The sequence below is a fragment of the Bradyrhizobium sp. LM2.9 genome, assembly GCF_054056555.1.
In genome coordinates this window covers 5,250,677-5,272,545 of record NZ_JBSRYJ010000002.1, presented here as the reverse complement: position 1 = coordinate 5,272,545, position 21,869 = coordinate 5,250,677, and the positions used below count along the sequence as shown (strand labels likewise).

Annotated in this window: 19 protein-coding genes and 3 pseudogenes; 12 read left to right on the top strand and 10 right to left on the bottom strand. The window is 61.9% G+C overall.

The window, feature by feature from the left end; all coding sequences use genetic code 11:
• Positions 1–129: 129 nt before the first annotated feature.
• The 5 genes from ACVWW3_RS27365 to ACVWW3_RS27345 form a co-directional block, all read right to left on the bottom strand.
• A complete protein-coding gene (locus ACVWW3_RS27365) occupies positions 130–1,542 on the bottom strand; it encodes a xanthine dehydrogenase family protein molybdopterin-binding subunit (RefSeq protein ID WP_456672192.1) in 1,413 nt (470 codons plus the stop codon).
• Positions 1,539–2,339: a molybdopterin cofactor-binding domain-containing protein gene (locus ACVWW3_RS27360; RefSeq protein ID WP_456672191.1), complete on the bottom strand. Its 801-nt coding sequence runs from the start codon at positions 2,337–2,339 to the stop codon at positions 1,539–1,541. The genes ACVWW3_RS27365 and ACVWW3_RS27360 overlap by 4 nt, the downstream gene beginning before the upstream one ends.
• A 4-nt stretch (positions 2,340–2,343) precedes the next feature.
• Positions 2,344–2,799 (bottom strand): (2Fe-2S)-binding protein, encoded by a 456-nt coding sequence (locus ACVWW3_RS27355; RefSeq protein ID WP_456649738.1) that lies wholly within the window; start codon positions 2,797–2,799, stop codon positions 2,344–2,346.
• Positions 2,800–3,405: 606 nt separating this feature from the next.
• Positions 3,406–5,004, bottom strand: coding sequence for an OprO/OprP family phosphate-selective porin (locus tag ACVWW3_RS27350; protein ID WP_456648065.1), 1,599 nt, complete (start codon positions 5,002–5,004; stop codon positions 3,406–3,408).
• Positions 5,005–5,563: 559 nt separating this feature from the next.
• Positions 5,564–6,541, bottom strand: a complete 978-nt coding sequence (locus ACVWW3_RS27345; RefSeq protein ID WP_456648066.1) for a LysR family transcriptional regulator — start codon at positions 6,539–6,541, stop codon at positions 5,564–5,566.
• Positions 6,542–6,771: 230 nt separating this feature from the next.
• Here ACVWW3_RS27345 and ACVWW3_RS27340 point away from each other — a divergent pair, with 230 nt between their 5' ends.
• From ACVWW3_RS27340 to ACVWW3_RS27330, 3 genes are read left to right on the top strand one after another with little or no spacing between them, the layout of a single operon-like run.
• Positions 6,772–8,001, top strand: a complete 1,230-nt coding sequence (locus tag ACVWW3_RS27340; RefSeq protein WP_456648067.1) for an ABC transporter substrate-binding protein — start codon at positions 6,772–6,774, stop codon at positions 7,999–8,001.
• Positions 7,977–8,705, top strand: a complete 729-nt coding sequence (locus tag ACVWW3_RS27335) for a nitroreductase (RefSeq protein ID WP_456648068.1) — start codon at positions 7,977–7,979, stop codon at positions 8,703–8,705. Before ACVWW3_RS27340 ends, ACVWW3_RS27335 begins: the two co-directional genes overlap by 25 nt.
• Positions 8,706–8,719: 14 nt before the next feature.
• Positions 8,720–9,259 (top strand): 4-hydroxylaminobenzoate lyase, encoded by a 540-nt coding sequence (locus tag ACVWW3_RS27330; protein WP_456648069.1) that lies wholly within the window; start codon positions 8,720–8,722, stop codon positions 9,257–9,259.
• 885 nt (positions 9,260–10,144) lie between these two features.
• On the opposite strand, the gene ACVWW3_RS27325 is transcribed toward ACVWW3_RS27330, so the two are convergent.
• On the bottom strand, positions 10,145–10,387 hold the full coding sequence (locus ACVWW3_RS27325) for a hypothetical protein (RefSeq protein WP_456648071.1): 243 nt from the start codon (positions 10,385–10,387) through the stop codon (positions 10,145–10,147).
• 777 nt (positions 10,388–11,164) lie between these two features.
• Here ACVWW3_RS27325 and ACVWW3_RS27320 point away from each other — a divergent pair.
• Together ACVWW3_RS27320 and ACVWW3_RS27315 are read left to right on the top strand one after the other, a co-directional pair.
• On the top strand, positions 11,165–11,347 hold the full coding sequence (locus ACVWW3_RS27320) for a helix-turn-helix domain-containing protein (RefSeq protein WP_456649739.1): 183 nt from the start codon (positions 11,165–11,167) through the stop codon (positions 11,345–11,347).
• 353 nt (positions 11,348–11,700) lie between these two features.
• On the top strand, positions 11,701–12,000 hold the full coding sequence (locus tag ACVWW3_RS27315) for a hypothetical protein (RefSeq protein ID WP_456648072.1): 300 nt from the start codon (positions 11,701–11,703) through the stop codon (positions 11,998–12,000).
• Between the two features lie 119 nt (positions 12,001–12,119).
• Here the strand turns inward: ACVWW3_RS27315 and ACVWW3_RS27310 are convergent, their stop codons facing one another.
• Positions 12,120–12,338 (bottom strand): hypothetical protein, encoded by a 219-nt coding sequence (locus ACVWW3_RS27310; RefSeq protein WP_456648073.1) that lies wholly within the window; start codon positions 12,336–12,338, stop codon positions 12,120–12,122.
• A 385-nt stretch (positions 12,339–12,723) separates the two neighbouring features.
• Here ACVWW3_RS27310 and ACVWW3_RS27305 point away from each other — a divergent pair, with 385 nt between their 5' ends.
• On the top strand, positions 12,724–13,035 hold the full coding sequence (locus ACVWW3_RS27305) for a DUF736 domain-containing protein (protein ID WP_354096987.1): 312 nt from the start codon (positions 12,724–12,726) through the stop codon (positions 13,033–13,035).
• 375 nt (positions 13,036–13,410) lie between these two features.
• The gene (locus tag ACVWW3_RS27300; RefSeq protein WP_456649740.1) at positions 13,411–14,601 is read left to right on the top strand and encodes a DUF932 domain-containing protein; all 1,191 of its coding nucleotides are present in this window, start codon (positions 13,411–13,413) and stop codon (positions 14,599–14,601) included.
• A gap of 181 nt (positions 14,602–14,782) precedes the next feature.
• Here ACVWW3_RS27300 and ACVWW3_RS27295 read toward each other — a convergent pair whose 3' ends face one another.
• Together ACVWW3_RS27295 and ACVWW3_RS27290 are read right to left on the bottom strand one after the other, a co-directional pair.
• Positions 14,783–15,034 carry a helix-turn-helix domain-containing protein gene (locus tag ACVWW3_RS27295; RefSeq protein ID WP_208086328.1) on the bottom strand — a complete coding sequence of 84 codons (252 nt, stop codon included), beginning with the start codon at positions 15,032–15,034 and terminating at the stop codon, positions 14,783–14,785.
• A gap of 397 nt (positions 15,035–15,431) precedes the next feature.
• A pseudogene (locus tag ACVWW3_RS27290) lies at positions 15,432–16,480 on the bottom strand (IS110 family RNA-guided transposase).
• 278 nt (positions 16,481–16,758) lie between these two features.
• Between ACVWW3_RS27290 and ACVWW3_RS27285 the strand changes: the two are divergent.
• The 5 genes and pseudogenes from ACVWW3_RS27285 to ACVWW3_RS27265 all read left to right on the top strand — a co-directional run.
• Positions 16,759–17,223 (top strand): DUF2840 domain-containing protein, encoded by a 465-nt coding sequence (locus ACVWW3_RS27285; protein ID WP_456648074.1) that lies wholly within the window; start codon positions 16,759–16,761, stop codon positions 17,221–17,223.
• Positions 17,220–17,732 (top strand): S26 family signal peptidase, encoded by a 513-nt coding sequence (locus ACVWW3_RS27280; protein ID WP_456648075.1) that lies wholly within the window; start codon positions 17,220–17,222, stop codon positions 17,730–17,732. Before ACVWW3_RS27285 ends, ACVWW3_RS27280 begins: the two co-directional genes overlap by 4 nt.
• Complete coding sequence (locus tag ACVWW3_RS27275; protein ID WP_456648076.1) at positions 17,729–18,628, top strand: lytic transglycosylase domain-containing protein; 900 nt, start codon at positions 17,729–17,731, stop codon at positions 18,626–18,628. Before ACVWW3_RS27280 ends, ACVWW3_RS27275 begins: the two co-directional genes overlap by 4 nt.
• A gap of 250 nt (positions 18,629–18,878) precedes the next feature.
• A pseudogene (locus tag ACVWW3_RS27270) lies at positions 18,879–20,641 on the top strand (relaxase/mobilization nuclease domain-containing protein).
• A gap of 36 nt (positions 20,642–20,677) precedes the next feature.
• Positions 20,678–21,436, top strand: a pseudogene (locus tag ACVWW3_RS27265) (type IV secretory system conjugative DNA transfer family protein); the annotation flags it as partial.
• Here ACVWW3_RS27265 and ACVWW3_RS27260 read toward each other — a convergent pair.
• Positions 21,424–21,738 (bottom strand): aldo/keto reductase, encoded by a 315-nt coding sequence (locus ACVWW3_RS27260; protein WP_456649741.1) that lies wholly within the window; start codon positions 21,736–21,738, stop codon positions 21,424–21,426. The pseudogene ACVWW3_RS27265 and the gene ACVWW3_RS27260 overlap by 13 nt on opposite strands.
• Positions 21,739–21,869 lie beyond the last annotated feature (131 nt).

Below are 21,869 nucleotides of genomic sequence, written 5' to 3'. Positions count from 1 at the left end.
GGCGTCCCTCTGAGGGGCGACTGTTCCCGAGCGAAGACCGCGAAACATTTCCATAGCCGTCATGCTCGGTACTTTGGTCTCCGACCGTCCCGTGCACGCCGCGACGCGCGGGGGATGACGGGCAAAGGACTAAGACGACGACTTCAGCGAATTCGTATCGACTGGCAGGCTGCGCACACGCTTGCCGGTCGCGGCGAAGATCGCATTTGTAACCGCCGCACTGACAATGGCTGTTGGAGCTTCACCAACGCCACCTGGAGCTTCTGCGTTCTTGATCAAGTGCGTCTCCACCAGCGGTCCCTCGTCGATACGCATCGGCACATAGGTGTCGAAATTGCTCTGCTCGACGCGTCCATCCTTGAAGGTGATCGAGCCATGGAGCGCAGCGGTCAGCCCAAAAAGCGTTCCACCTTCAATCTGTGCTTCGATCGTATCTGGATTGACGTATATGCCGCAATCAATCGCACAGACGATCCGATTGACTTTGACTGAGCCGTCGCGCGCCACTTCGACCTCGGCGACCTGCGATGTGTAGCTTCCGTATGCGAATTGTACTGAAATCCCGCGGCCATGCCGTGCGGGAAGTGGTGATCCCCACCCTGCTTTTTCCGCAGCAAGCGACAGAACAGCAAGCGCTCGCGGATTATGGCCAAGCAATCCCTTGCGATAGGCGACAGGATCCTGCTTCGCTGCATGCGCGAGCTCATCTATGAAGCTTTCGACCACAAAAACATTGTGAGTCGGTCCGACGCCGCGCCACCAAGACGTCCGGACGCCAGGGGACTCTACCCGGACAAAATCAACGTGGATATTGGGCAGCGCATAGGGCGGCTCGGCCGCCGCTTCCACGGCATCGGGGTCCAATCCGTCCTTGAAGTAAGGGGGATAATAGCGAGCCATGACTGAGGAGCCGGCGATCCGATGCGTCCAGGCAACCGGCTTGCCGGCCGCATCAAGTCCGGCCGACAGCCGATCGAGATAGTACGGCCGATACATATCGTGCTGGATGTCTTCCTCGCGGCTCCAGATCACCTTCACCGGGCCGTCGACGTGCTTGGCGATCTTGACAGCGAGGATCGTGCCATCGGCTTCCAGCCTTCGGCCGAAGCCACCGCCAATCAGATGATTGTGAATTTTGATCGCATCCTTTGGCAGGCCGGTGAGTTCGGCCACCTGAGACTGCGTGATCGTAGGCGCCTGTGTCCCGACCCAAATGTCGCAACAATCCTTCTGCAGATGAACGGTGCAGTTCATCGGCTCCATCGCCGCGTGCGCTAGGAAAGGCACTTGATAGACGGCGTCAAGCCGTTGCGCTGCCTCCGCAAGTGCCTTCCGCACATCACCGACGCTACGGGCAACAGCGCCCGGCTTTGTGGATTCCTCCTCCAATTGCTTGACGATATCGGCGTTGCTGACTTTGCTATTCGGTCCGTCGTCCCACGTGATGTTAGCGGCCTCGAGCCCTTTCTTCGCCGCCCCCATGTGATCCGCTACCACGGCAACCGCTTCACCAATATTGATGACCTTCCGGACGCCCTTCACCGCGCCAGCGCGGCCGTCTCGTCCACCGTTTTCGCTTTGCCACCGAACACGGGTGAAATGGCAACCGCCGCAACCTTCATGCCCGGCAGTCGCGTATCGATGCCGTAGAGCGCGCGCCCATCGACCTTTATTGCTGAATCCACGCGCTTGGCACGCGTGCCGATCAGGGTGAAATCCTTCGGATCCTTCAATTTGACGTTTTCCGCAGGCGGCACAGGCAACTTCGCGGCAGCCTTCGCAAGCTCGCCGTAGCTCAGATGCTTCGAGCCGGATGCATCAAACACGACGCCATCCTTGGCGCGGCAAGTCGCTGGATCGACATTCCAGTGCTTTGCGGCTGCCGCAATCAACAGACTACGACCCACTGCTCCCGCCTGACGCAGCGGTGTCCAGAAGGCGCGGACAGAGGCGGATCCACCTGTATTTTGAATACCTATGATCGAATTGACGTAAAGCGCATGATTTGGCGGCGCATGCTGAACCTGAATCTGGTCAAGCTTCACTTCGAGTTCTTCAGCGAGAAGCATCGACAGCGACGTATAAACCCCCTGTCCCATTTCGATCATCGGAATGATCAGGGTCACGGCGCCGGTCGGATTGATCCGTATAAATCCATTCGGCACGAAAGTACCCGTGACCTCGTCTTCGACCACCTGCGAAGCGGACGCCGCGAATACGGACTCCGTGCTTGCACCGGTCAGCGCAAAACCAAGCAGCAAACCGGTGCCCTGAAGAAAGGCGCGCCGCGACGTCACTGCTTGATCGACGATCTGCTCTTTCAGAACATGCTCATCCATGATCTCAAACTCCTGCAGCGTGCTTGATCGCGGCGCGGATGCGCTGATAGGTGCCGCATCGGCAGACATTGCCCGACATGGCAGCGTCGATGTCATCATCCGTCGGTTTAGGTTTGTCCTTCAGCAGCGCCGCCGCCGACATGATCTGGCCGGACTGGCAGTAGCCGCACTGCACCACCTCCAGTTCCAGCCACGCCTTCTGCAAGGCCGCGCCCTGCGGCGCCTGGCCGATCGCCTCGATCGTTGTGATCGCGCTGTCGCCGACGCTGTCGACCGACGTCTGGCAGGAGCGGACCGGCTGACCGCCGACATGCACCGTGCAGGCGCCGCACAGCGCCTGGCCGCAGCCGAATTTGGTCCCGGTCATGCCGAGTACGTCGCGCAGCACCCACAAAAGTGGAATGTCGCCATCAACGTCGAGCTTATGGGGTGTGCCGTTGATCTTTAACGTGAAAGCCATGGATGCCTCTTGAACGCGTTGGGAGTGAACGGCCGACGAACATCCCGCATTGAAAGTCTTCGGCGGGATCAAATTCCCAAATACGGCATATTCGGGAAGACTGGATTCGGACTGAGGTTGCGCTGGGCGTTGTTCGATAAAATCCGCGCCGCTAGTTCCCATTGATCGCAGCATGGGACGAAGATTTCCAATATCCGGGATGTATAGTTTCCATAGCACCGGGGAATACTGCTGCGACGGTCGTCTCCGCCATTCGTAAATCAAGGCGAGTGTGACAGGTCGGGAGGCATTGATTCCGATACAGCGACCGGACGCGGCCAAAGCTACTGTTCAGAACAGGAGCGTCGGGCTCGTGCGCTGGCGATAGAATTGGCCAACGACGGAATTCGCATCAATATCGACCGCGGCGCCGTCGACGCGCCGATGCTCCCAAGGTAATCCGGCCGGGGGCATCGAGTGGCCCGGATCAGGGCGTGCTGCACGCTCTTGAAACGCAATTTGGCTGCCGAGGATCAAGCCGCCGTTGGCCAGGTCGAGTTAGATTCCCCGCTCTGCGGAGCGCCGACACTGTCGTGCCGGCGTCCAGTCGCCCGACAGGTTCTGACGTTAGAACGCCACCTGGGTCCGCATCGCCACGGCGTCGAATCTTGCGCCGGCGTCGCCACCGTTGACGGCGCTGGTCCGCCTTGTGATGTCGCCGTGCAAGTAATCCAGCATGAAGCGGACGTTTCCGTTGACGTACCAGTTGAGTGCGAGCGTGTAGACGGTCTGCCGTCCGCCGGCGATGCCGGTCGGGGTTGCAAGCTGGTCGTTGAGGTCGATCGTCGAGAAGCGCCCCGCGATCTCCCACGCACCCCAGCCGCCGCCCTCGAGCGAGAACGGATGCGCCGGCTTGACACCGTTATAGGTCGCGTTTGCCGCATTGTAGGTCCGGCTCTCACCCGTCAGCACATAGCCGGCCTGGGCATAGCCGCCCCGGAATTTCACGCTTGGAAAGCCGGTCGGTATCATAGACGTGTTCGCACCGCGATCGACATTGTACCAGAAATACTCGCCCTGCAGGATGAGAGGTCCATAGGTCGCCGCCGTTTCGACGCTGTAGACCTGCGCGCTGGACGCATTGGCGATCGCGCCGGTCGAGACCAGCGTGGTCGGGTCGAGGCGCAATTCCGGACGGTCGCTAAGCGTGACCGTCTGCGTATTCGCGAACAGATTGCGCTGCGGCTGGATCAGCCACTCCGCATCGGCGCCGAGATGGATCGAGTAATCCTTGCCGCTCACGACCTGGCCCGCCACGCGAGCGACCGCGCCATATTGCTCGGAGGCACCGGCCGGCGCGGCGCTCGAGGCGGAGTGAATCGCGCCGGTCGACGGCCCCGTGACATAGGCGCCAGCCCAAAACACGTCATTGTACCAGCGCGTGCCGGCCGCGGAGCGGAAGTCACCGGCAGCTATGTTGACCGCGATGACCTGGGCGGACGAGCGCTCCATGAACAGGATGTCGTTGGAGCTCGTGGCCTCATCGAGCGTGTAGGGAACGTCCATAATGCCGGCCTCGATGGCCATCTTACCGCCGAACGGCTTGAGGCCCGTGTAGCTCAGGTAGGCATTCTCGACGCCGGACACGCCGCCGCCAGGCAGGGAGCCGGCCGCCGTGCCGCCAAAGCCGTCGGACGTGCCTCCGAAGTCGTAAACGAGCGCGTAGTTCCAGTCGCCGAAGAACTTGCCGATGATGCCAATGCGTGCGCGGCGCAAGTTCTCGCCGCTGTCGAGCTTCTGCGGCGACGTCGCGGCGGCGTTGGGGTGGTAGTCGAAGCCGCCCACGTCCCAGTGCACGCGACTGGTAATGGCGATGCAATTCTCGTTGTCCGCAGTGCAGATCGTCGGTCGGTTGTTCGGCATCGTCATTACGACGCTGGAGGGCGCGGCCGGCCCCTTGAGCGGAATAGCTGCACTGGTGCTTGCGACCCGTGCGGCCTTCACGTCTGCTGCCCTCGCGTTTGCGTTCGCGGCGGCCACGGCGGCGGCATTGGCGTTGCCTTGCTTCTGAAGCTTGTCGAGTTTCTCCTCCATGGCGCGCAGCTGCTGCTTCAGGGCCGCGATCTCCGCGTTGTTGCCCGCGGACTGCGCGTAAGCCGGGCCCATACCCGCGGATAACGCCGTTGCGCCGAGCGCGACGATTCCAATTGACCTCAACGACGTCATCAAATTTCCCCCAAATACTGTCCCCGTTCGCCGAAGGATTCGGCTCCGGCAAATGGCGGCAGTTTAGGGCGGGGGCCGCGCAGGTTAGAGTCCACGCATGGTTATCAGTTGAATAACTGGTCGTTATTGATGCCTTGGAAGAAGACCCTTCGCAGTCGAAGCGACGCGAGCGCGAGGCGTTCGTTGCCTAACATCGATGCCGAGAGACGCACGTTTGAGAGACCAGGCCGACCCTGCTACGAGGCGGGGCGCTTAACTGATGCGAACGAACTGCTGAATGACCTCCCGGACCGTCACGAAGGCAGGGCCGCAAACCCAATTTCGCATTTGGACTACGGCGAGTTTCCACCGCGCTGAGCGAGAGATGTTCGATCGCCGTTATCCATCAATTATCTACTGATCCGTGCAGGAACTCGAGTGTTCCGGAACGCGCGGTGTTTCGAAGCCGCCTTTGTCCGCAACAGTAGATATCGGCAAGTCAATCACGCCGCCATTGGGTCGGGCACCATGGCCGCGCGAGAAGCGCCGGCCGGTGATTGCGGCTGAGGCCGTCGGCAAACTAACGCCCGCGCCTCAGCTCTTCGGTCGCGCGCCGGAGCACCTCGTGAAGCCATTCGTGCGATGGCTCGTCCTCGATCCGCTCGTGCCACAGCATCCGCACCTCCACGGGGGTCGTGCTGTAGGGCAGTTCATGGGTCGTGATCGCGTGCGCTTGCTCGAAGGCGCGCGCCAACGGCCGCGGAACGATGGCCGCCAGCTCGGACTCGGCCAGCAGCGCGGGCAAGGCAAGAAAATGCGGCAGCGAGACCGCGATCCGTGGCGGCCGGTCGCTGTCCGACAGCGCCCGTTCGAGCGCGGGGCGGTCGTACATCTCCGAACGCCTGGCGAGCCCGCGCTCGGAGATGAAGCCGCCGATCGCACCCTCCTGCTCTCCACCGAAGGAGACGACAACCAGCGGCAAGGTCGCGAGCTTTGCCTTGTCGAGGCGGCCAAGCTTGCGCTTTCTGCCGACGATCAGCACATCGTCATACTCAAACAGCAGCGCCGTGCGGAAGCGGCTCGGCGGCGACGAGAACACGCCGATGGCGACGTCGATGCGCCCGAGATCGATCTGCTCGGCAAGGTCGATTCGCGTCACCGGCTTGATGGTAAGGTCGATTGCCGGAGCCTCCCGGCTCAAGATCTGCAGCAGCGGCGGCGCCAGCACCATCGTCGTGAAGTCGTTGGCCGCGAGGGTGAACGGCTTGGTGGAGACCGCCGGAGCGAAGGTCGGCAGTTCGACCGCGGCCTCCAGCGATCGCAGCGCCTGGCGAACTTGCGGCGCCATCGCGAGCGCACGCGCCGTCGGCTGCATGCCGGTGGCGGTGCGGACGAAGAGTTCGTCGTCCAGCATCTCGCGCAGCCGCGCCAGCGAGTGGCTGACGGCGGACTGACTCAACGCGACCTTCTGGCTGGCGCGCAGCACGCTGCGCTCCTCCATCACGGCGTCGAACACCTTGAGCAGGTTCAGGTCCAATGTCTTGAAGGAAACCGACACGCTGGGACCCCCGTTTGTAGCGGATCGCGCGCCTTGGCTGGGTTGTGCGATCGCGCGCAGTTAAGGCCAGACGTTCGGCGGATGCAACCGATCGGATTCGCCATCAGCGTACTGGCGTGGCGTCACCGCCGGCCATCTGAAGCCGGTTCAAGATCACCCTGCAAGACTTTCACTTCCGCAACGCGCCGTTCTGGCCAAGATTGCCGCAGCCGGGTTGGAGGAGAAAGATGATGAAGTCCTGGTTGAGGTTGGCTCGAAGCGGCGCACTTAAATCGCTCGGACAGGCGCTGACATTCGTGACGGTGGCGACATCGGCGGTTGCGCAGAATGGGCCGATCAGACTCGGCGTGCTGACCGACATGTCGTCGCTCTACGCCGACAATGGCGGCCAGGGTTCGGTTGTCGCGGCGCAGATGGCGGTGGACGATTTCAACGGCAAGGTGCTGGGCCGGCCGGTTGAGCTCGTCGCTGGCGATCACCAGAACAAGGCGGATATCGGCTCGGCGATTGCCCGGCGCTGGTTGGAGAGCGACAATGTCGAGGCCATTCTCGACGTCCCGAACTCTGCTGTCGCACTGGCCGTGCAGGGCATCACGCGTGACAAGAAGAAGGTGTTTCTCGCCACCGGGGCCGCTACATCCCGGCTGACTGGCGATGAGTGCTCGCCGACCGGCATCCACTGGACCTACGACACCTATGCGCTGGCGCAGGGGACCACGAGGGCGATTTCACGTCTCGGCGCCAAGTCCTGGTTCTTCCTTTCGGCTGACTATTCCCTTGGCGCGCAGCTCGAGGCCGACAGCCGCAAGGTGATCGATGCCACCGGTGGCAAGGTGCTCGGCGCCGTGAAGCACCCGATCAATACGCCCGATTTCTCGTCCTTCCTGTTGCAGGCGCAAGCCTCCAGGGCCGACGTGATCGCGCTCGCCGACTCCGGCGGTGACTTCATCAATGCCGTGAAGCAGGCGGGAGAGTTCGGCGTAACACGTGGACAAAAGCTTGCCGGCCTGATCGTCTTCATCGCCGACATTCACAGCCTCGGGCTGCAAAGCGCGCAAGGTCTGATGCTCACCTCCGCCTTCTACTGGGACCTCAACGATGAAACGCGCGCGTGGTCGAAGCGCTTCATCGACAAGGCCAGGAAGGTCCCCACCATGATCCATGCCGGCACCTATGGCGCGGTGATGCACTATCTCAAGGCGGTCGAAGCTGCAGGCACGCTCGATGGGCCGACCGTCGCCGCCAAGATGCGCGAATTGCCGGTGAACGATGTCATGACCCGTAACGGTAGGATCCGTCCGGACGGCCGGCTGGTCCGCGACGTGTATCTGTTCCGCGTCAAGTCGCCGGAGGAGTCGAAATATCCGTTCGACTACTACCAGCTTCTGGCCACGATCCCCGGAGAAGAAGCCTTCAGACCGATGGAGGACGGCGGATGCTCGTTCGTGAAGAAGTCGTGATCGACCGGGACGCGACTTGCGGAGCTGCGCACAATCCGATCGACGACGTAATTGCCGGCCGGCTCTCATGCCGTGAGTTCTCCGGCCGTCCCCTCTCGCGATCGACGGTCGAGCAGATCCTGCGCGTGGCGCGGTTCGCGCCGAGTGGCGCAAATATTCAACCTTGGCACGTGTACGTGCTGGCGGGCGCCGCCAGGGCCGAATTGTCGGCTGCGCTTCTGCACGCCTATGAGAACGAGCCGAACGAGCACGTCTCCGAATATCAATACTACGCCACCGCTTTCCCCGAGCCCTATCTCGGCCGTCGCCAGGAGTTCGGGCGATTGTTCTATTCTTCGCTCGGCATCGCTCAGAGCGATGCGGCGGCGAGGAGCCGGCAGACCGCGAAGAACTACGCGTTCTTCGGCGCGCCGGTTGGATTGATCGTCACCATCGATCGCCGTCTGGCCATGGGAAGCTGGCTCGACCTCGGCATGTTCATCCAGAACGTGATGCTCGCAGCGGTGGGACGGGGGCTGCAATCCTGTCCCCAGGAAACCTTCGCCAGATTCCACCGGATATTGCGTCCGCTGTTGTCGATCCCTGCCGAGCAATTGGTGATCTGCGGGATCTCGATGGGCCACCCCAGGGAGCAGGCGAGCGGTCGGCTGATGCCGCGCGCGGATGTGGAGGCGTTCGCCTCCTTCAAGGGTTTCGAGGAATAGAACAGGAGAAAGTCATGGGAAGCCGTGAACAGCTGATCGAACGCAGCATTCCGTTTCTGCGCGAGGTCAAGGACATGACGCCGAGCGCGGCGATGGAACGATGGCTCAACGAGACTTATGGAGAGGACAGCGCGCTCTACCAGGATCTCGCCCGTCTCATCAAAGTGGGGGTCGAGGAGGGCTGGGCGGCGAACCAAGAGGTGGATGGCCCGAACTATCGGCGGAGCCGCATCCTTGAGCCGGTCCCCGAGACCTTCCAGTTCAGCATCACCGCGGTCTACATGAACAGCACCGATCCACGCCGCTTCAAGGACGAGGACGATCACGACGTGCTGCGTGGGCAATATCACGGTCATCCCTATGGCGAGCTCAACCTCGTCGTTCCCCTCAACAAGGGGGCGCAGCTGAAGGGATTGCAGGGCTGGCAGGGGCCAGGCTGGACGGCGCCGGATCCCGGTAGTCGGCACTATCCGGAGGTGAGGGGCGGTGCGGTGATCGCCCTGTTCTATCTGCCGGCCGGGCGCATCTCCTACGATTTCAAGGCGCCGGCCTGACGTCGGCGCCGCCCGCATCGGCCGTGGCGGCATTCCGGCTTGGAGAAAGCACATGATGTTGATCTGTCCGATCACTTCGAACAGCGTCCATCCGCCAGAGCTTGGAGGAGCGTTGCCGGGCCGGTTTTCGTCCGGCGTAACGAAGAGATAGAGACCGCCACCGGGTCACGTCAGAAAAATCGGCGGGGCGCCACCATTGTCGAATTTCGGTCGGGCGGCGCGACAGTCGACGTCGGTCCTGATCTGTTTGAGATTGGCGCTCGCCATGACTTTTGCGGGCATCTGCTCAAGTCCGTAGTTCGGTAATGACGAAATTAGCCGTCAACATTTGGTCCCCCCAATACCAACAAGAACAAATGCACGTCTGCAGTGAGTTACACGAGATTAGCCCCATCCATTGTCCCACGATGCCGGGCGAGACAATTACCTCATGCTGGACGACTTCGGGGTCGACGAGACCCGACGCAGAAGGCGCTGATCGCGCGACGCTGATCCGCTATCTGCTGGACGTTCAATGACGATGGCGTGTCAATCTCCGACAATACACTGAACAAGACGCTGCGGATCATGGGCTCGATACTGGCTCTGGCGGCGGACCACTGCGCGGACGGCTTCCGCTCGACCGCGTCGACCCTGCCCAACGAGGAGGGCGCGTTCGACGGCGATGTAGTGGAAGTCCAACTCGCCGACGACACGGAGAAAAAAAGCGCCGGCGGCGCGACGAGGTGGCGCAGCGCCACCTCAGCAAGGGCGACAAGAACAATATCCGCGGCATCACCGTGCTGGCCTATTAGGCCGACCGCGTGCGTTCAATGCGGCATTAGTCTAATCGTCTCGGCAGTCTTTGCAACGGTGCGCCCGCCGTCTCGCTGCGCAGATCGGCGGCTAGCTTGCTCTCGTTTCGAGCCTCGGCAGGGAAGCGTGATATTCATCCACGCTGTCGAGATCGATCATGGTCTTGCCTCCCATCTTGTAGGCACTGATCCTGTCGTGGGCGATCAGCTCATAAGCCTTAGTCTTTCCGAATTTACCATAGCGGCAACCGTCCTTGAACTCGACGAGCCGACGACGCTTGTTGTTATCATTGTCAACCATGGTTCCTGCATGTGCTTCGATGATCTCCGCCACTATCGGATCAAGCTCCGCTGAACGAGATGGGCATTTCCATGGCGCGGAGCCGGAGTCGACGCCATCCGCGCGTAGCCCAATTCCCCGGGATGCGTTGATCTATATCGACTACGATGCCAAACAAAAGGCTCCCGACGTCGCCGCTAACTCCTGCGCGCTGTAGCGTGCGAATCGGACGGACTGGAAGGGCTGCTGGCAAGCTCGTAGCCTGTCGTCCCTGTGCTCACTTGAGGCCCCGCTGGTCAACTTCCGGTGTGCAGGCGCCATTCCAAACTCCGATGCTTGCTATGGTCGTTAGGTTGCTTCAATTGAAGCAGAAAACGGCGCCCCTCTGTATAGCTCCTCTCAAGGCTGAAACAGGGGTTCGATTCCCCTAGGGAGCGCCGGCAAACTCAGGCACTTAGGTCGCCATCAGCCACGTTCGTTGAATAATGGTTGAATAAGACGCTCGTGAACAGCGGCGAACGCTTAGGGAATTTACTGCCTACATTTAGCAGACTGGCCTCGGCGCAATGCCTCGCTGTGGCTGGCGCATTCGCGAAAAATTTCCCTCGTCGCTCCTTTGTGTCCGGGAATATTCAAACCGCCGCTGACGTGCGCTGTCGTACGCGAGCGCCCTCGGGTGCTCGCATTGACGTTGCTCATCGCACAATCAATCCCTTCTGTCGAGCTTTGCGCGAATAGGAGGGCCACGTGAAATACAATCGACGAGAGAAAACTGGCGGACAACGATCACAAGTCAGTCCATCCGTTCCGAAAGCCGCAGAACCCAGTACGATGCCGTTCGCCCAGCGGCTCACCTGCACGATTGGCGATGCATGCGAAGTGACCGGCTTGGGACGCACGAAGCTTTACGAGTTGATAGGAGCTGGGCTTATCGTCACGACAACGATCGGACGTCGGCGACTAGTAGTGGTTCGCTCTCTTCTAGCGCTTCTTGACACCAACATGTCGAACTAATGGACGTGCGACTTAATGGAGCAACCCCACCTTGAACGCGCTCCTCAAGCACTGTGCTCCCTCAGCCGGTCGAACTTGTCCGCCCACCACCGCATCATCCGCACGGCTCCTGCCAGAATTCGGCGGCGTGGGTATAGGCGCCACGGATTTCATTCGCCTCCTGATGCGCAAGTTGACGTTCGATCGCATCCGCTTGTCACTTGCCGCTTTCGTTCGGGAGCGTTGACGCGGTGGATCGCAGGGCATGAATTCGCGCAGGTCCGGCGCTAGGGGCCCTCGTTTGGGGAGGCGCAGTTCCCACATCGTGGCCGCCGATACCTTAATATCGGCTAACAACCTCATTGCCGGACGCGATGGAGTCGAAAGAGTTTTTCGAAGAAATCGGCGATCCTCGCTTCGGCGCCATTGCCGACCAACTCATTCGCTCCAAACCGGTACACCTCATACTGGAGGCAGTCAGTGAAGGTGTGAGCGGCGAGGCTGCCGAGCGAATGGCAGATATGAAGAAGGTCGATATGCCGGAAGCGGCCGAGCAGTTGCTGGCTGCGACCGACTGGCTACCCGCCCTGCTGAGGACAGGTAGGCCGCAAGAGCAATCCGATGCGCCCACTGCTGGGCAAGGCGATGATGCTTATTCAGAGGCTGCCGAATGAGTTATCGGCCGTGGCCGCGCGTGCGGCCCCGGCCAACTATCCAAAATTTCGGCCGCGCGCCTCAGCGCGCGGCCGATTCAACTGATGCAAAGCAGCGACTCAGAGACGCAAATCCGCACCTAGACGCCGGAGCGTAGGTCCAGGTCCTTCCGATCGGTGCCGATCACGGTGAACCGCGAACACATGATCGTCATCTGGCCTGCTTCATCAGCGGCGATGTGCCCTTGGCCGGGTCCTCGATCAAACAAATGACTGCCGCCGTTCGGATCGTCTTTCGGCGAGAGTTCCTTCCAGCGCCGCTCCGATACGCCACGACAGCATACGAAATTGTCGCTCATCGTTCTCTCTTGCGCGTTTCTATCGCCATTGATGCGCTGATGTCAGCGTGTGTTCGACCGATCAAGCCGGGTCCTTGTGCTGCTCGAATGCCGGCAGCCATGGTTATCTCCGTTAGTTCGTTTATGGGCGGCGTCCAACGCAACCTCGAATGGGCTGATCAAGCCCGAGGGGCGGCAAGAGCCTCGATCGCCTTCCCGCAACGGCTACGCCTGCTTTTTTCCCCTGCCGCAAAGGGGCGGCATTCCTCGCGGAAAACAAAAAAGCAGGCTTACGCCGTCCTCCGCTGCGCTGCGGGCCTGACGGCTGCGGGCCGATCGCTCCCCGGGCCAAGGATCGCCATCGAGGCCGCGATGGGCGCGGCCCGAGCAACCAACGGAGATTACCATGGCTACCATCGGCACCTTCACTGCTTCGGACAACGGCTACGTCGGCTCGATCAAGACGCTGACGCTCAACATCAAGGCAAGGTTCGCCCCGTCCGAGAAGGACAACGACAAGGCGCCCGACTTTCGCATCTTCGCCGGCACCACCGAATTCGGTGCCGCCTGGAAAAAGACCGCCCGCGAATCCGATCGCGAGTACCTCTCGGTCAAGCTCGACGATCCGAGCTTCCCGGCGCCGATCTACGCCTCGCTCGTGAAGGTCGAGGGCGACGAGGGCTTCACCCTGATCTGGTCTCGCCGCAACGGCGACTGATCCATCCGGATCATCCGCCCCGCCTCTTCGGAGGCGGGGCTTTTTGCGTTTTTGTTGCCGCTTGGCAGGGAGGAGGAAGAGCATTTTTTTGGAAGTGAATCGCTAAGGGCTCCGCCCTCGCGCGGGCAAGGGTAAAGCACGCTGCGCGTGCCGGCCGGACCGGTATCCCCGGTCTTCCGCGCCATGGATCTCCATGACGACCAAGGTCGTCAGGGCGCGTGCAGACGCGCGCTTATCAAGCGCGCCCTTGTCAGGCGGGTGATCCCCCTCCGCTCCGGCCGCCCTTGCCCTTGCTACCCCAGGTCTCGCCGACGGGCAGGGTTGCAGCGCAGCGCTGCGCTTCAACCTCAGCCCATAGGAGAAACGACCATGAACATGATGACTTTATCGCAAGGCCAACAGTCGGCTTCCGGCGGCTTTCGTGTGGATGTATCGCGCGGCCAACGAATTGGCCGTGTGTCGTCGGAATGGTTTTCGCGACCGGATGACGAACGTTATTTGAACCTGCCGGACCTCTACGACGCCGTGCGCGGTCGCGCCGAGCGCGCGCAGGCGCGGACGGTCGAAAGCCGCGCCATCCGGGTTGAGGTCAACAGCAACAGTTCCGAGCGGTTGGCCTTGATGGTCCCCGGCCGTGACGAGCCGGTGGCGCCCACCCATTGGAGCTTTGGCCAGTTGTGTACGCTGGTCGGCGCGCCGACGTCGTATTTGCGGCAGCTTCCCGCGGCTTTGTCAGGCATCAACCTGCAACATGGCTTGCTGTCACACCGCGTCGAGCTCGTGAAAACCCTCGAAGCCGATAACGGGCGGGTCGAGCTTCGAGCCGTCACCGGGCCGGACTATGGTCGCATCTGGGATCACGAGCTTGTCGCTGCCGTAATGAAGATCGCAGGCAACGGCACCGGCGACACGCGTTGGAAGGTGCCGGGCGTGCTGGATTGGTCCACGATGACACACAATCCTTTTGTGGACGTGACCAAGGACACGACAACGCTATACGACAGCGACCGCGACGTATTTCTGTTTCTGGTCGACGACACAAATCCGATCGAGGCGGGGCGCTTGGCGGATGGATCGCCGGACTTGTATTTCCGGGGATTTTATTGCTGGAACAGCGAAGTCGGTAGCAAGACGCTCGGCATTGCGAGCTTCTACCTTCGCGCCGTCTGCTTGAACCGCAATCTTTGGGGCGTCGAGAATTTCGAGCAGATCACAATCCGGCATTCGAAATTTGCCGCGCAACGTTTTGCGCATGAAGCTGCGCCGGCGCTGACGAGCTTCGCCAATTCCTCGCCCTCGCCATTCGTTGCGGGCATCAAGGCCGCGCGCGAGCGGATCGTTGCGCGGACGGACGAAGACCGGGAAAGCTTCCTCCGCAAGGGCGGGTTTTCCAGATCGGAGACGACGAAGATCATCGAAACGGTTCTAGGTGAAGAAGATCGCAAGCCGGAAAGCATTTTTGATTTTGTGCAGGGGATTACGGCGCTGGCCCGCACCAAGTTGCATCAGGACGCGAGGCTTGAACTGGAAGGGAAGGCAAAGCGCTTGATGGAACGCGCGATCTAGAGGCGAGCCGCGCAATCGGAATCGGTTGCGCGGCTACTTCCCGGTAGCCTACGCATCGCCGCCGGTCCGGCAAACCGGATCGGCGGCGATGACGCGTATCCGCGTCCGGTGCTCGCCGGGCCTTCGGCCCGGCTCGCGAAAGTCACGGTCTACGATTGTTCAAAATTGGCTTTGTACCCGATCATTTTCGCTTTGCAGGTTTTGATCGCTCGCTTCGCGCCTCTTCGTCTGGCAGGACGAGGTCGACGTGACTGACGCCCAATGTGCTTGCCAGTTCAAACAGTGTTACGACAGTTGGATTGCGGCGGCCACGCTCCAGGTCACTGACATACTGTTGGGTAAAGCCGGACGCTTCGGCGAATTTCTCCTGCGTGAAGCGCTTCTGCTTCCGCAGTCTTGCGAAATTCCGACCGACTAACTTGCGCATGTCCATCGGCGCAAGTTGCGGCTTTACATACTATGAGGTTTATCTCCTATAATATGTATTCAACTGTCGCCAATGCACGCGCGTCAACGCGATCGCGCGCAAATCTGCGCGATCGCCGACGTCAACATCATCGCCTGGTGCGCGTCACATCCTTTTGCAGCCACTCGCTCGTCGAGGAGAACTTGCTAACATCCGTGGTTGGCACGATGGCCACCACAAGCCGGAATCTGAGGAAAGGGCGGTCAGGCTAACCAGCGCCGTGCGTGATGGCTTCAAACGTCGTCATGAAGCCGCCGGCAAGAAAAGTTGCGATCTCACCCAAATCCCCGTCTCCTCGGGAGACGCTGCTCCGCCGTGGCGGAAGGAAAAGGCGCGCGTGGAAGCGGCCGGGTCGCGGAGGCCCTTACACCGCCGCAGCGACCCGGCCGCGCTTGCCGCCGGCGCCAAACCGGAACGTGGTGCCATCGATCCAGATCTTGTGCAGCAGCACGGCGAGCGCGCGCGCCACCGCGGTCGCCGCGCGCTTCAGACCCTTCTTCCTGGCCAGCCGCAGGCCCCACAGCCTCAGCTTAAAATGCTTCGGAATGCGCGTGAGGATCGCGATCGCTGCCTCGTACAGCATCGCTCGCGTCAGCTCATCGCCGCATTTGGAGATGCTGCCGATCCGGTCGGTCTGGCCGAATTGATAGCGCCGCGGCGTCAAGCCGAAATGGGCGCCGACATTGGTCGACTTCCTGAATCGCGTCGGATCGTCAACGGTGGCTCGGAATGTCAGCGCCACGAGTGCGCCGACGCCGGGCACTGTCATCATCCGCCGCACCGCGCTGTCGCTGCGCGCCGCCGTCAGCGCCACCCGGTGCAGTTTTGCCAACTGCAGCCGCATCGCATTGCGCGCGTCGAGCAGCGGCGTGACGATCGCCTCCAATCCCTCTTCCCGGCCAAGAGATCGCGCACCCGCGTGTCAAAACGGCCGACCGAGATCTCGCCGACTTTCAGGCCAAACGGGCGCAACAGGCCACGGATCATGTTCTCCATGTCCAGCACCTTGCCGAGCATCGCCTTGCGCCCGACCAGCAGCGCCCGCAGCGTTTGCGCGGCCTCCGACTTGACGTGCACCGCGCGGAACCAGCCGGTCCGCATCATCTGCGCGATCCCCTTCGCGTCATTCCGATCGGTCTTGTTCGGCATCGCGTTCAGCGCCGCCTTGGCATGCCGGGTCTCGATACAGATCACGGGCAGGCCCTTTTCGGAAAGCGCCGTGAACGGCCAGGCACTGTACGAGAACGCCTCCAGCCCGACGCGCTTCCATTGGATGCCCCATTCCGCCAGGAACAGCTCGATCGCGTCCGGATCGGTATCGAGTTTCGCTTCCCGGACGACCTTGCCGCCGCCGTCCACCACGCAAATGTTGGTCGCCTCCAGCGACACGTCGAGCCCTGCATAGAAGTCCATGATGCGCCTCCACCGCCGATCGCCGGACCGCACCGCGCGTTCCGTTCGCGAATCGCTGTGAAGCATTTTCGCAGCAGCACGGCCGGCGAGGGGGCACAGGTCAGTACCCCGGCTAACCAGAAATCCTTCGGATTTCCTCTAACGGACCAAGCCGGAAACCGCATCGCAAGCGACTGGCAACCGCGGGCCGTCAATCCTTCTTGTCGGCAGAAGCCGTACAGGTGCTTCACCCCCGCCAATGCTTACGGCTCCCCATTCCCGTCTTCGGGAGCGGCGGCATGAGCGATCTCACCGAAGTAGAAGTGCTGTGGCTCGAGAAACGTATCAAAAACCGCATTCGGTTCGGCCGCATCATCGAGGAACGGAAGATTGATCGCCACCGACGTGTGCTGTCATTCGCGCCGGGCAGCATCTTTGCTTTCGTTCGTTGGACGTCCAATGACTTTGGAACGGTCATTTCGCGGATTGACATCTTGCGCGCGGTTGCACCGGGACAGCGCTGCTCGACCGTACCGTATGTGACACCCGGTGGAGAGATTCTGCTGCGTCTCTCTGGCTGGCCAAAGGTCGAGAGAGTGTTGCAGATGACCGATGCCGTTGAGGCGCTCGGAATCGATCCCGCCGACGTCGCTCCTGATCATTGGCATCACGTTCACAACCGCCTGTCCGTCAACGAAAACCCGCGTCCGTATACGAAAGCGCGTCACCAGGCTTGGCTTCATCGTCAAAAGGTGATGCGATGACACGCCGCCTGATGATGCTGATAACGACGTTCGCGGTTGCTGCTGCGCTCGTCTCCACGATCGCCCTGGAGCCTCTTCCACTCTACATTTGGAACGCATCGGCGAGCGTGCCAATCGGTCTCTATAGCTTACGATCGGCGAAGCGCTTCCATGTCACCGAGCTGGTCGCCATTCAGCCGCCGGAGCCGCTTGCGACCTTTCTCGACCTGAACGGCTATCTGCCGGTCGGCATCCCCATGCTCAAGCGGGTCTTGGCGCTGCCAGGGCAGACGGTCTGCAGAAACGGGCTCTCGATTTCCGTCGATGAAATTGTAGTGGGCGAGGCGCGAGATCGCGACCGGCGCGGCCGGCCGCTGCCGAAATGGCAGGGTTGCCGCGTGGTCGGCGACGGTGAGCTGTTCCTCATGAACTGGCAGTCGGACGACTCCCTTGACGGCCGATATTTCGGATTCCTTCCGGCGTCGGCCGTGATCGGCCGTGCGCTCCCGGTGTGGACGTGGGAGGAATGATCGTGCGTGTTCTTCGTTCCCGTCCTGCCATTCCTCTGTTCGACCAAGTGCAGGACCATTCCTCCGTCCCGACCAAAGCTTGCAAGGCCGACGCGCGCAGCGGCGGTCCAGGGCGGCCGAAAGGCCGGCGCGAAGCGGCTTTACGCCGGACGGGCGCGAGCACGGCGGCACGCTTGCGTTTGTTCGAGAGGAGCCTGCTCGCTGTTGTACCGTTGTTCGCTGCGCTGACCGTGAGCAACGTTCCTGCTGTCGCCGAGACGCAACCCGCGGACCGCACAGCAAGGTATGCAACTGGCGAGCCATTTGCGGATTTCGTCGAGCAAGCCTCACGTCGCTTCGGCGTGCCGGAGCGTTGGATACGCACAGTCATAGACGTCGAAGGTGCCGGAGACGTGCGTGCCAGGTCACCGAAAGGCGCCATGGGGCTGATGCAGATCATGCCGGAGACGTGGGCAGAACTACGCCTGCGGTACGACCTCGGCAATAATCCCTACGATCCCCGCGATAACATTCTTGCGGGGACTGCCTACCTTCGGGACCTGCACGACCGGTACGGCTCTCCGGGCTTCCTTGCGGCCTACAACGCGGGACCTGGTCGCTACGAGGAACATCTCACCGGTCGTCCACTGCCGGCTGAGACCAAAGCCTATTTGCAGAAACTTGTGCCTCTTATCGGTAGCGACATCGCAGCTTCTAGTGCCGTCGCGGGTCTGCGGCCACCAGCAGCGGCGCTCTTTGTTGCTCGATTTGAAAGTTCGAACACCGCTGACGCGCTGCAGCCTGGGCGCTCGCCAAATCGAGCTCTGACGGCGGCCTCCGTTCGCGACATCTCGGCTATCGTGCCACAGGCAACAGGGTTGTTCGTCGAGAGATCTGATGCAGGGAGCTCGCGATGATCGAATGCGCAAGCTGGCATGCAGTGGCGTACGTTGGAGATTAATGGGCGGAAAGGCGAGCGCAGTGGGTAGGCACGACATTAGGACGGCGAGATAAAAGGGGCTCGCCGCTCGAACCGCAAGCCATTGACATGGCTTGGGTTCCGGCGTGCCGGTCGGTCGGGGCGCGTGCCGCGCCTTGCGTTTTGATCAATGCAATCAAGGACATTTTCGGCACTGCAGGTGCTCTTGTGCCTTTTGAGGCCCGGCCATGACGGTGGGCGACAGCGATCTGCGTATTCGACCCGGGCGCATTCGCAGCACCCGCGCGCCGAAACCGAAGAGCTTCATCAACCAGGTACTACGCGCCGCGAAGAAAGCCGGACACACCTCGGTCAGGCCTTGGCTGGCAGGCGTTCTACGGCCTTTGGGCGCTCGACGTTTGGCCGCGGCCGGCTTTCCATTAGCCGCAGCCGATTATTCGGCCCGGCGCGGCGAGTTGTGGTGAAGGCGCGTGTTGTCCGCCACAACGGGCGAGCCTTCCGCTCAGCACCGCTGACGGCCCATCTCTCGTACCTGAAGCGCGATGGCGTGACGCGGAGTGGCGAGCGGGCCGAGATGTTCGATGCCAGCAGCGACCGTGCCGATGGCGCGGCTTTCGCGGAACGGTGCCAGGACGACCGCCATCATTTCCGGTTCATCGTCTCGCCTGAGGACGCCAGCGATATGACTGAACTCAGGCATTTCACCCGCGACCTGGCCAAACAGATGGAGATCGACCTTGGCACGCGGCTCGATTGGGTGGCCGTCGACCACTGGAACACGGACAACCCACACATCCATCTTCTCGTCCGCGGCATCGACGAAGAGGGCGCGGATCTCGTGATCTCCCGCGACTATATCAGCCGGGGTTTCCGCTCTCGCGCCGAGGAACTTGTCTCTATCGAACTCGGCCCTAAGCCGGAGCAGGAAATTCGCAGTGCGCTGGAGAGGGAAGTCACCGCAGAGCGATGGACGCGGCTCGATCGGGAGATCCGGCTGGGGGCCGATGAGACCGGGTATGTCGATCTTCGCCCGGAGGATCCGGGCAGATCCGATCCCGGGATCCGGCGCCTGATGGTCGGCCGACTTCAACATCTGGAGAAGATGGGCCTGGCCGCATCCGCCGCACCGGGGGAATGGATGGTCGGGCTCGAGGCCGAGCCTTGCCTGCGCGACCTCGGCATGCACGGCGACATCATCAACACCATGCATCGCGCATTTACTCAGCGTGGGGAAGCTCGTGGCGTTTCCGACTTCGTCATCGAAGCTGGACAGCCGATGTCCGGGATCATCGGACGACTTGTCGATCGGGGATTGCATGACGAGCTCACCGGCGAGGCTTACGCCCTGATCGACGGGACAGACGGTCGCGCCCACCATGTCCGCTTCCGCGGGATCGAGGCCTTCGAACATACTCCGCCGGTCGGCGGGTTCGTTGAAGTCCGGCGCTTCGGCGAGGCCGACGACCCGCGACCGACCCTGGTACTGGCGATCCGCTCCGATCTCGACCTCGCCGGGCAGGTCACCGCCAAAGGCGCGACCTGGCTCGATCACCGGCTGGTCGAGCGCGATCCCATGCCGCTCGCCATGGGGGGATTTGGTCGCGAGGCGCGCGATGCCATGGAAGCCCGTACCGAGCATCTGATTCAGGAAGGTCTGGCGCGGCGTCAGGGCCAGCGCATCATCCTGCAGCGCGACCTATTGAATACGTTGCGCGGACGCGAACTGGACGAGGTGGGAGCAAAGGTCTCGGTCGACACCGGCCTGCCTCACGTGAAGGCGGCGTCCGGGGAGCATGTGGCAGGTACGTATCGCCAGCGGCTGACGCTGACGTCGGGGCGTTTCGCCATGATCGATGACGGACTTGGCTTTCAGCTCGTGCCCTGGTCTCGCGAGCTCGAGAAGAAGTTCGGCCAGCACGTCTCCGGCGTCGCGAAGGACGGCGGCGGCATCGAATGGGGGTTTGGTCGCAAGCGCGACCTGGGCCTCTAGCCATCTCACCAATGCGATTGCGGAAGGGGGCTCGGGATGTCCGGAACCAAAATCCTCTGGGGACAGGTGACCGTCGTCGTTCTGATCGTTTTGCTGGCCATTTGGGGAGCAACCGAGTGGACTGCTTGGCGGCTCGCCTACCAGCCGGAGCTCGGGCGGCCCTGGTTCGAGCTATCGGGCTGGAAGGTCTATTACCCACCAGTCTTCTTCTGGTGGTGGTTCGTCTACGATGCCTATGCACCTCAGGTCTTTGTCGAGGGTGCCTTCATCGCGGCGTCAGGGGCCTTCGTTTCGATCGCGCTGGCGATCGGCATGTCGGTCTGGCGAGCCCGCGAGGCCAAGAATGTCGAGACCTATGGCTCGGCGCGCTGGGCGGATGCAAGGGAAATCAGAGCGGCCGGTCTTCTCGGTCCGGATGGCGTGGTGCTGGGTAAGCTCGACGATGACTACCTCCGCCATGACGGACCGGAACATGTGTTGTGCTTTGCGCCCACCCGGTCCGGCAAAGGCGTCGGCCTCGTCGTTCCCTCGTTGTTGGCCTGGCCGGGTTCGGCCATCGTTCACGACATCAAGGGTGAGAACTGGGAGCTGACCGCTGGTTTCCGCGCCCGTCACGGCCGCGTCCTGTTGTTCGATCCGACCAACCCAAAATCCTCGGCGTATAATCCGCTGCTCGAGGTCCGGCGTGGGGAGTGGGAGGTGCGCGATGTCCAGAATGTCGCCGACGTCCTGGTTGACCCCGAGGGTTCACTCGACAAGCGGAACCATTGGGAGAAGACCAGTCATTCGCTCCTAGGGATGAATCGAATGGCCGCCGAAGATGCGCTCTCGCGGCAGGTCGAAGATGAAGTAGGGGTTGAGCATTGGCGGGGCGCCCACTGCATCAAGGCGTGCCTCTTGTTCTGGCGACAGGTGATGTCCAGCGGCCCTATGTTCTGCGCTAGCTGCTCGGGACGACTCGCGCCGATGAGGGCCGTCAATAAGCCGGGTCGTTTCACCGGCCAGGCGAGTGCCACTTGCGCCATTGGCCGGCCGAGCTCGTCGGCAACTGCGCGGAGTTCATCGACGATGCGGAAATTCCCCTCGGTGAACAGCATCCCGCCGTACGGGTTGTCGCCGTTGAGCCTTCCGTTACTCCCGCCATCGGGGGTCTCGCTGGTACTCGTGGGAAGGTTCCCAGCCGGCCCGGCTTGCGCGATCTTTTTGCGGCCGTACTTGCCGGTGAGCA

Coding starts and splice junctions, on each gene's coding strand:
- ACVWW3_RS27360 (WP_456672191.1), bottom strand. CDS start 2,339: ATGGATGAGCATGTTCTGAAAGAGCAGATCGTCGATCAAGCAGTGACG.
- ACVWW3_RS27355 (WP_456649738.1), bottom strand. CDS start 2,799: ATGGCTTTCACGTTAAAGATCAACGGCACACCCCATAAGCTCGACGTT.
- ACVWW3_RS27350 (WP_456648065.1), bottom strand. CDS start 5,004: ATGACGTCGTTGAGGTCAATTGGAATCGTCGCGCTCGGCGCAACGGCG.
- ACVWW3_RS27340 (WP_456648067.1), top strand. CDS start 6,772: ATGAAGTCCTGGTTGAGGTTGGCTCGAAGCGGCGCACTTAAATCGCTC.
- ACVWW3_RS27335 (WP_456648068.1), top strand. CDS start 7,977: ATGCTCGTTCGTGAAGAAGTCGTGATCGACCGGGACGCGACTTGCGGA.
- ACVWW3_RS27330 (WP_456648069.1), top strand. CDS start 8,720: ATGGGAAGCCGTGAACAGCTGATCGAACGCAGCATTCCGTTTCTGCGC.
- ACVWW3_RS27320 (WP_456649739.1), top strand. CDS start 11,165: ATGCCGTTCGCCCAGCGGCTCACCTGCACGATTGGCGATGCATGCGAA.
- ACVWW3_RS27315 (WP_456648072.1), top strand. CDS start 11,701: ATGGAGTCGAAAGAGTTTTTCGAAGAAATCGGCGATCCTCGCTTCGGC.
- ACVWW3_RS27310 (WP_456648073.1), bottom strand. CDS start 12,338: ATGAGCGACAATTTCGTATGCTGTCGTGGCGTATCGGAGCGGCGCTGG.
- ACVWW3_RS27305 (WP_354096987.1), top strand. CDS start 12,724: ATGGCTACCATCGGCACCTTCACTGCTTCGGACAACGGCTACGTCGGC.
- ACVWW3_RS27300 (WP_456649740.1), top strand. CDS start 13,411: ATGATGACTTTATCGCAAGGCCAACAGTCGGCTTCCGGCGGCTTTCGT.
- ACVWW3_RS27295 (WP_208086328.1), bottom strand. CDS start 15,034: ATGGACATGCGCAAGTTAGTCGGTCGGAATTTCGCAAGACTGCGGAAG.
- ACVWW3_RS27285 (WP_456648074.1), top strand. CDS start 16,759: ATGAGCGATCTCACCGAAGTAGAAGTGCTGTGGCTCGAGAAACGTATC.
- ACVWW3_RS27280 (WP_456648075.1), top strand. CDS start 17,220: ATGACACGCCGCCTGATGATGCTGATAACGACGTTCGCGGTTGCTGCT.
- ACVWW3_RS27275 (WP_456648076.1), top strand. CDS start 17,729: ATGATCGTGCGTGTTCTTCGTTCCCGTCCTGCCATTCCTCTGTTCGAC.
- ACVWW3_RS27260 (WP_456649741.1), bottom strand. CDS start 21,738: ATGCTGTTCACCGAGGGGAATTTCCGCATCGTCGATGAACTCCGCGCA.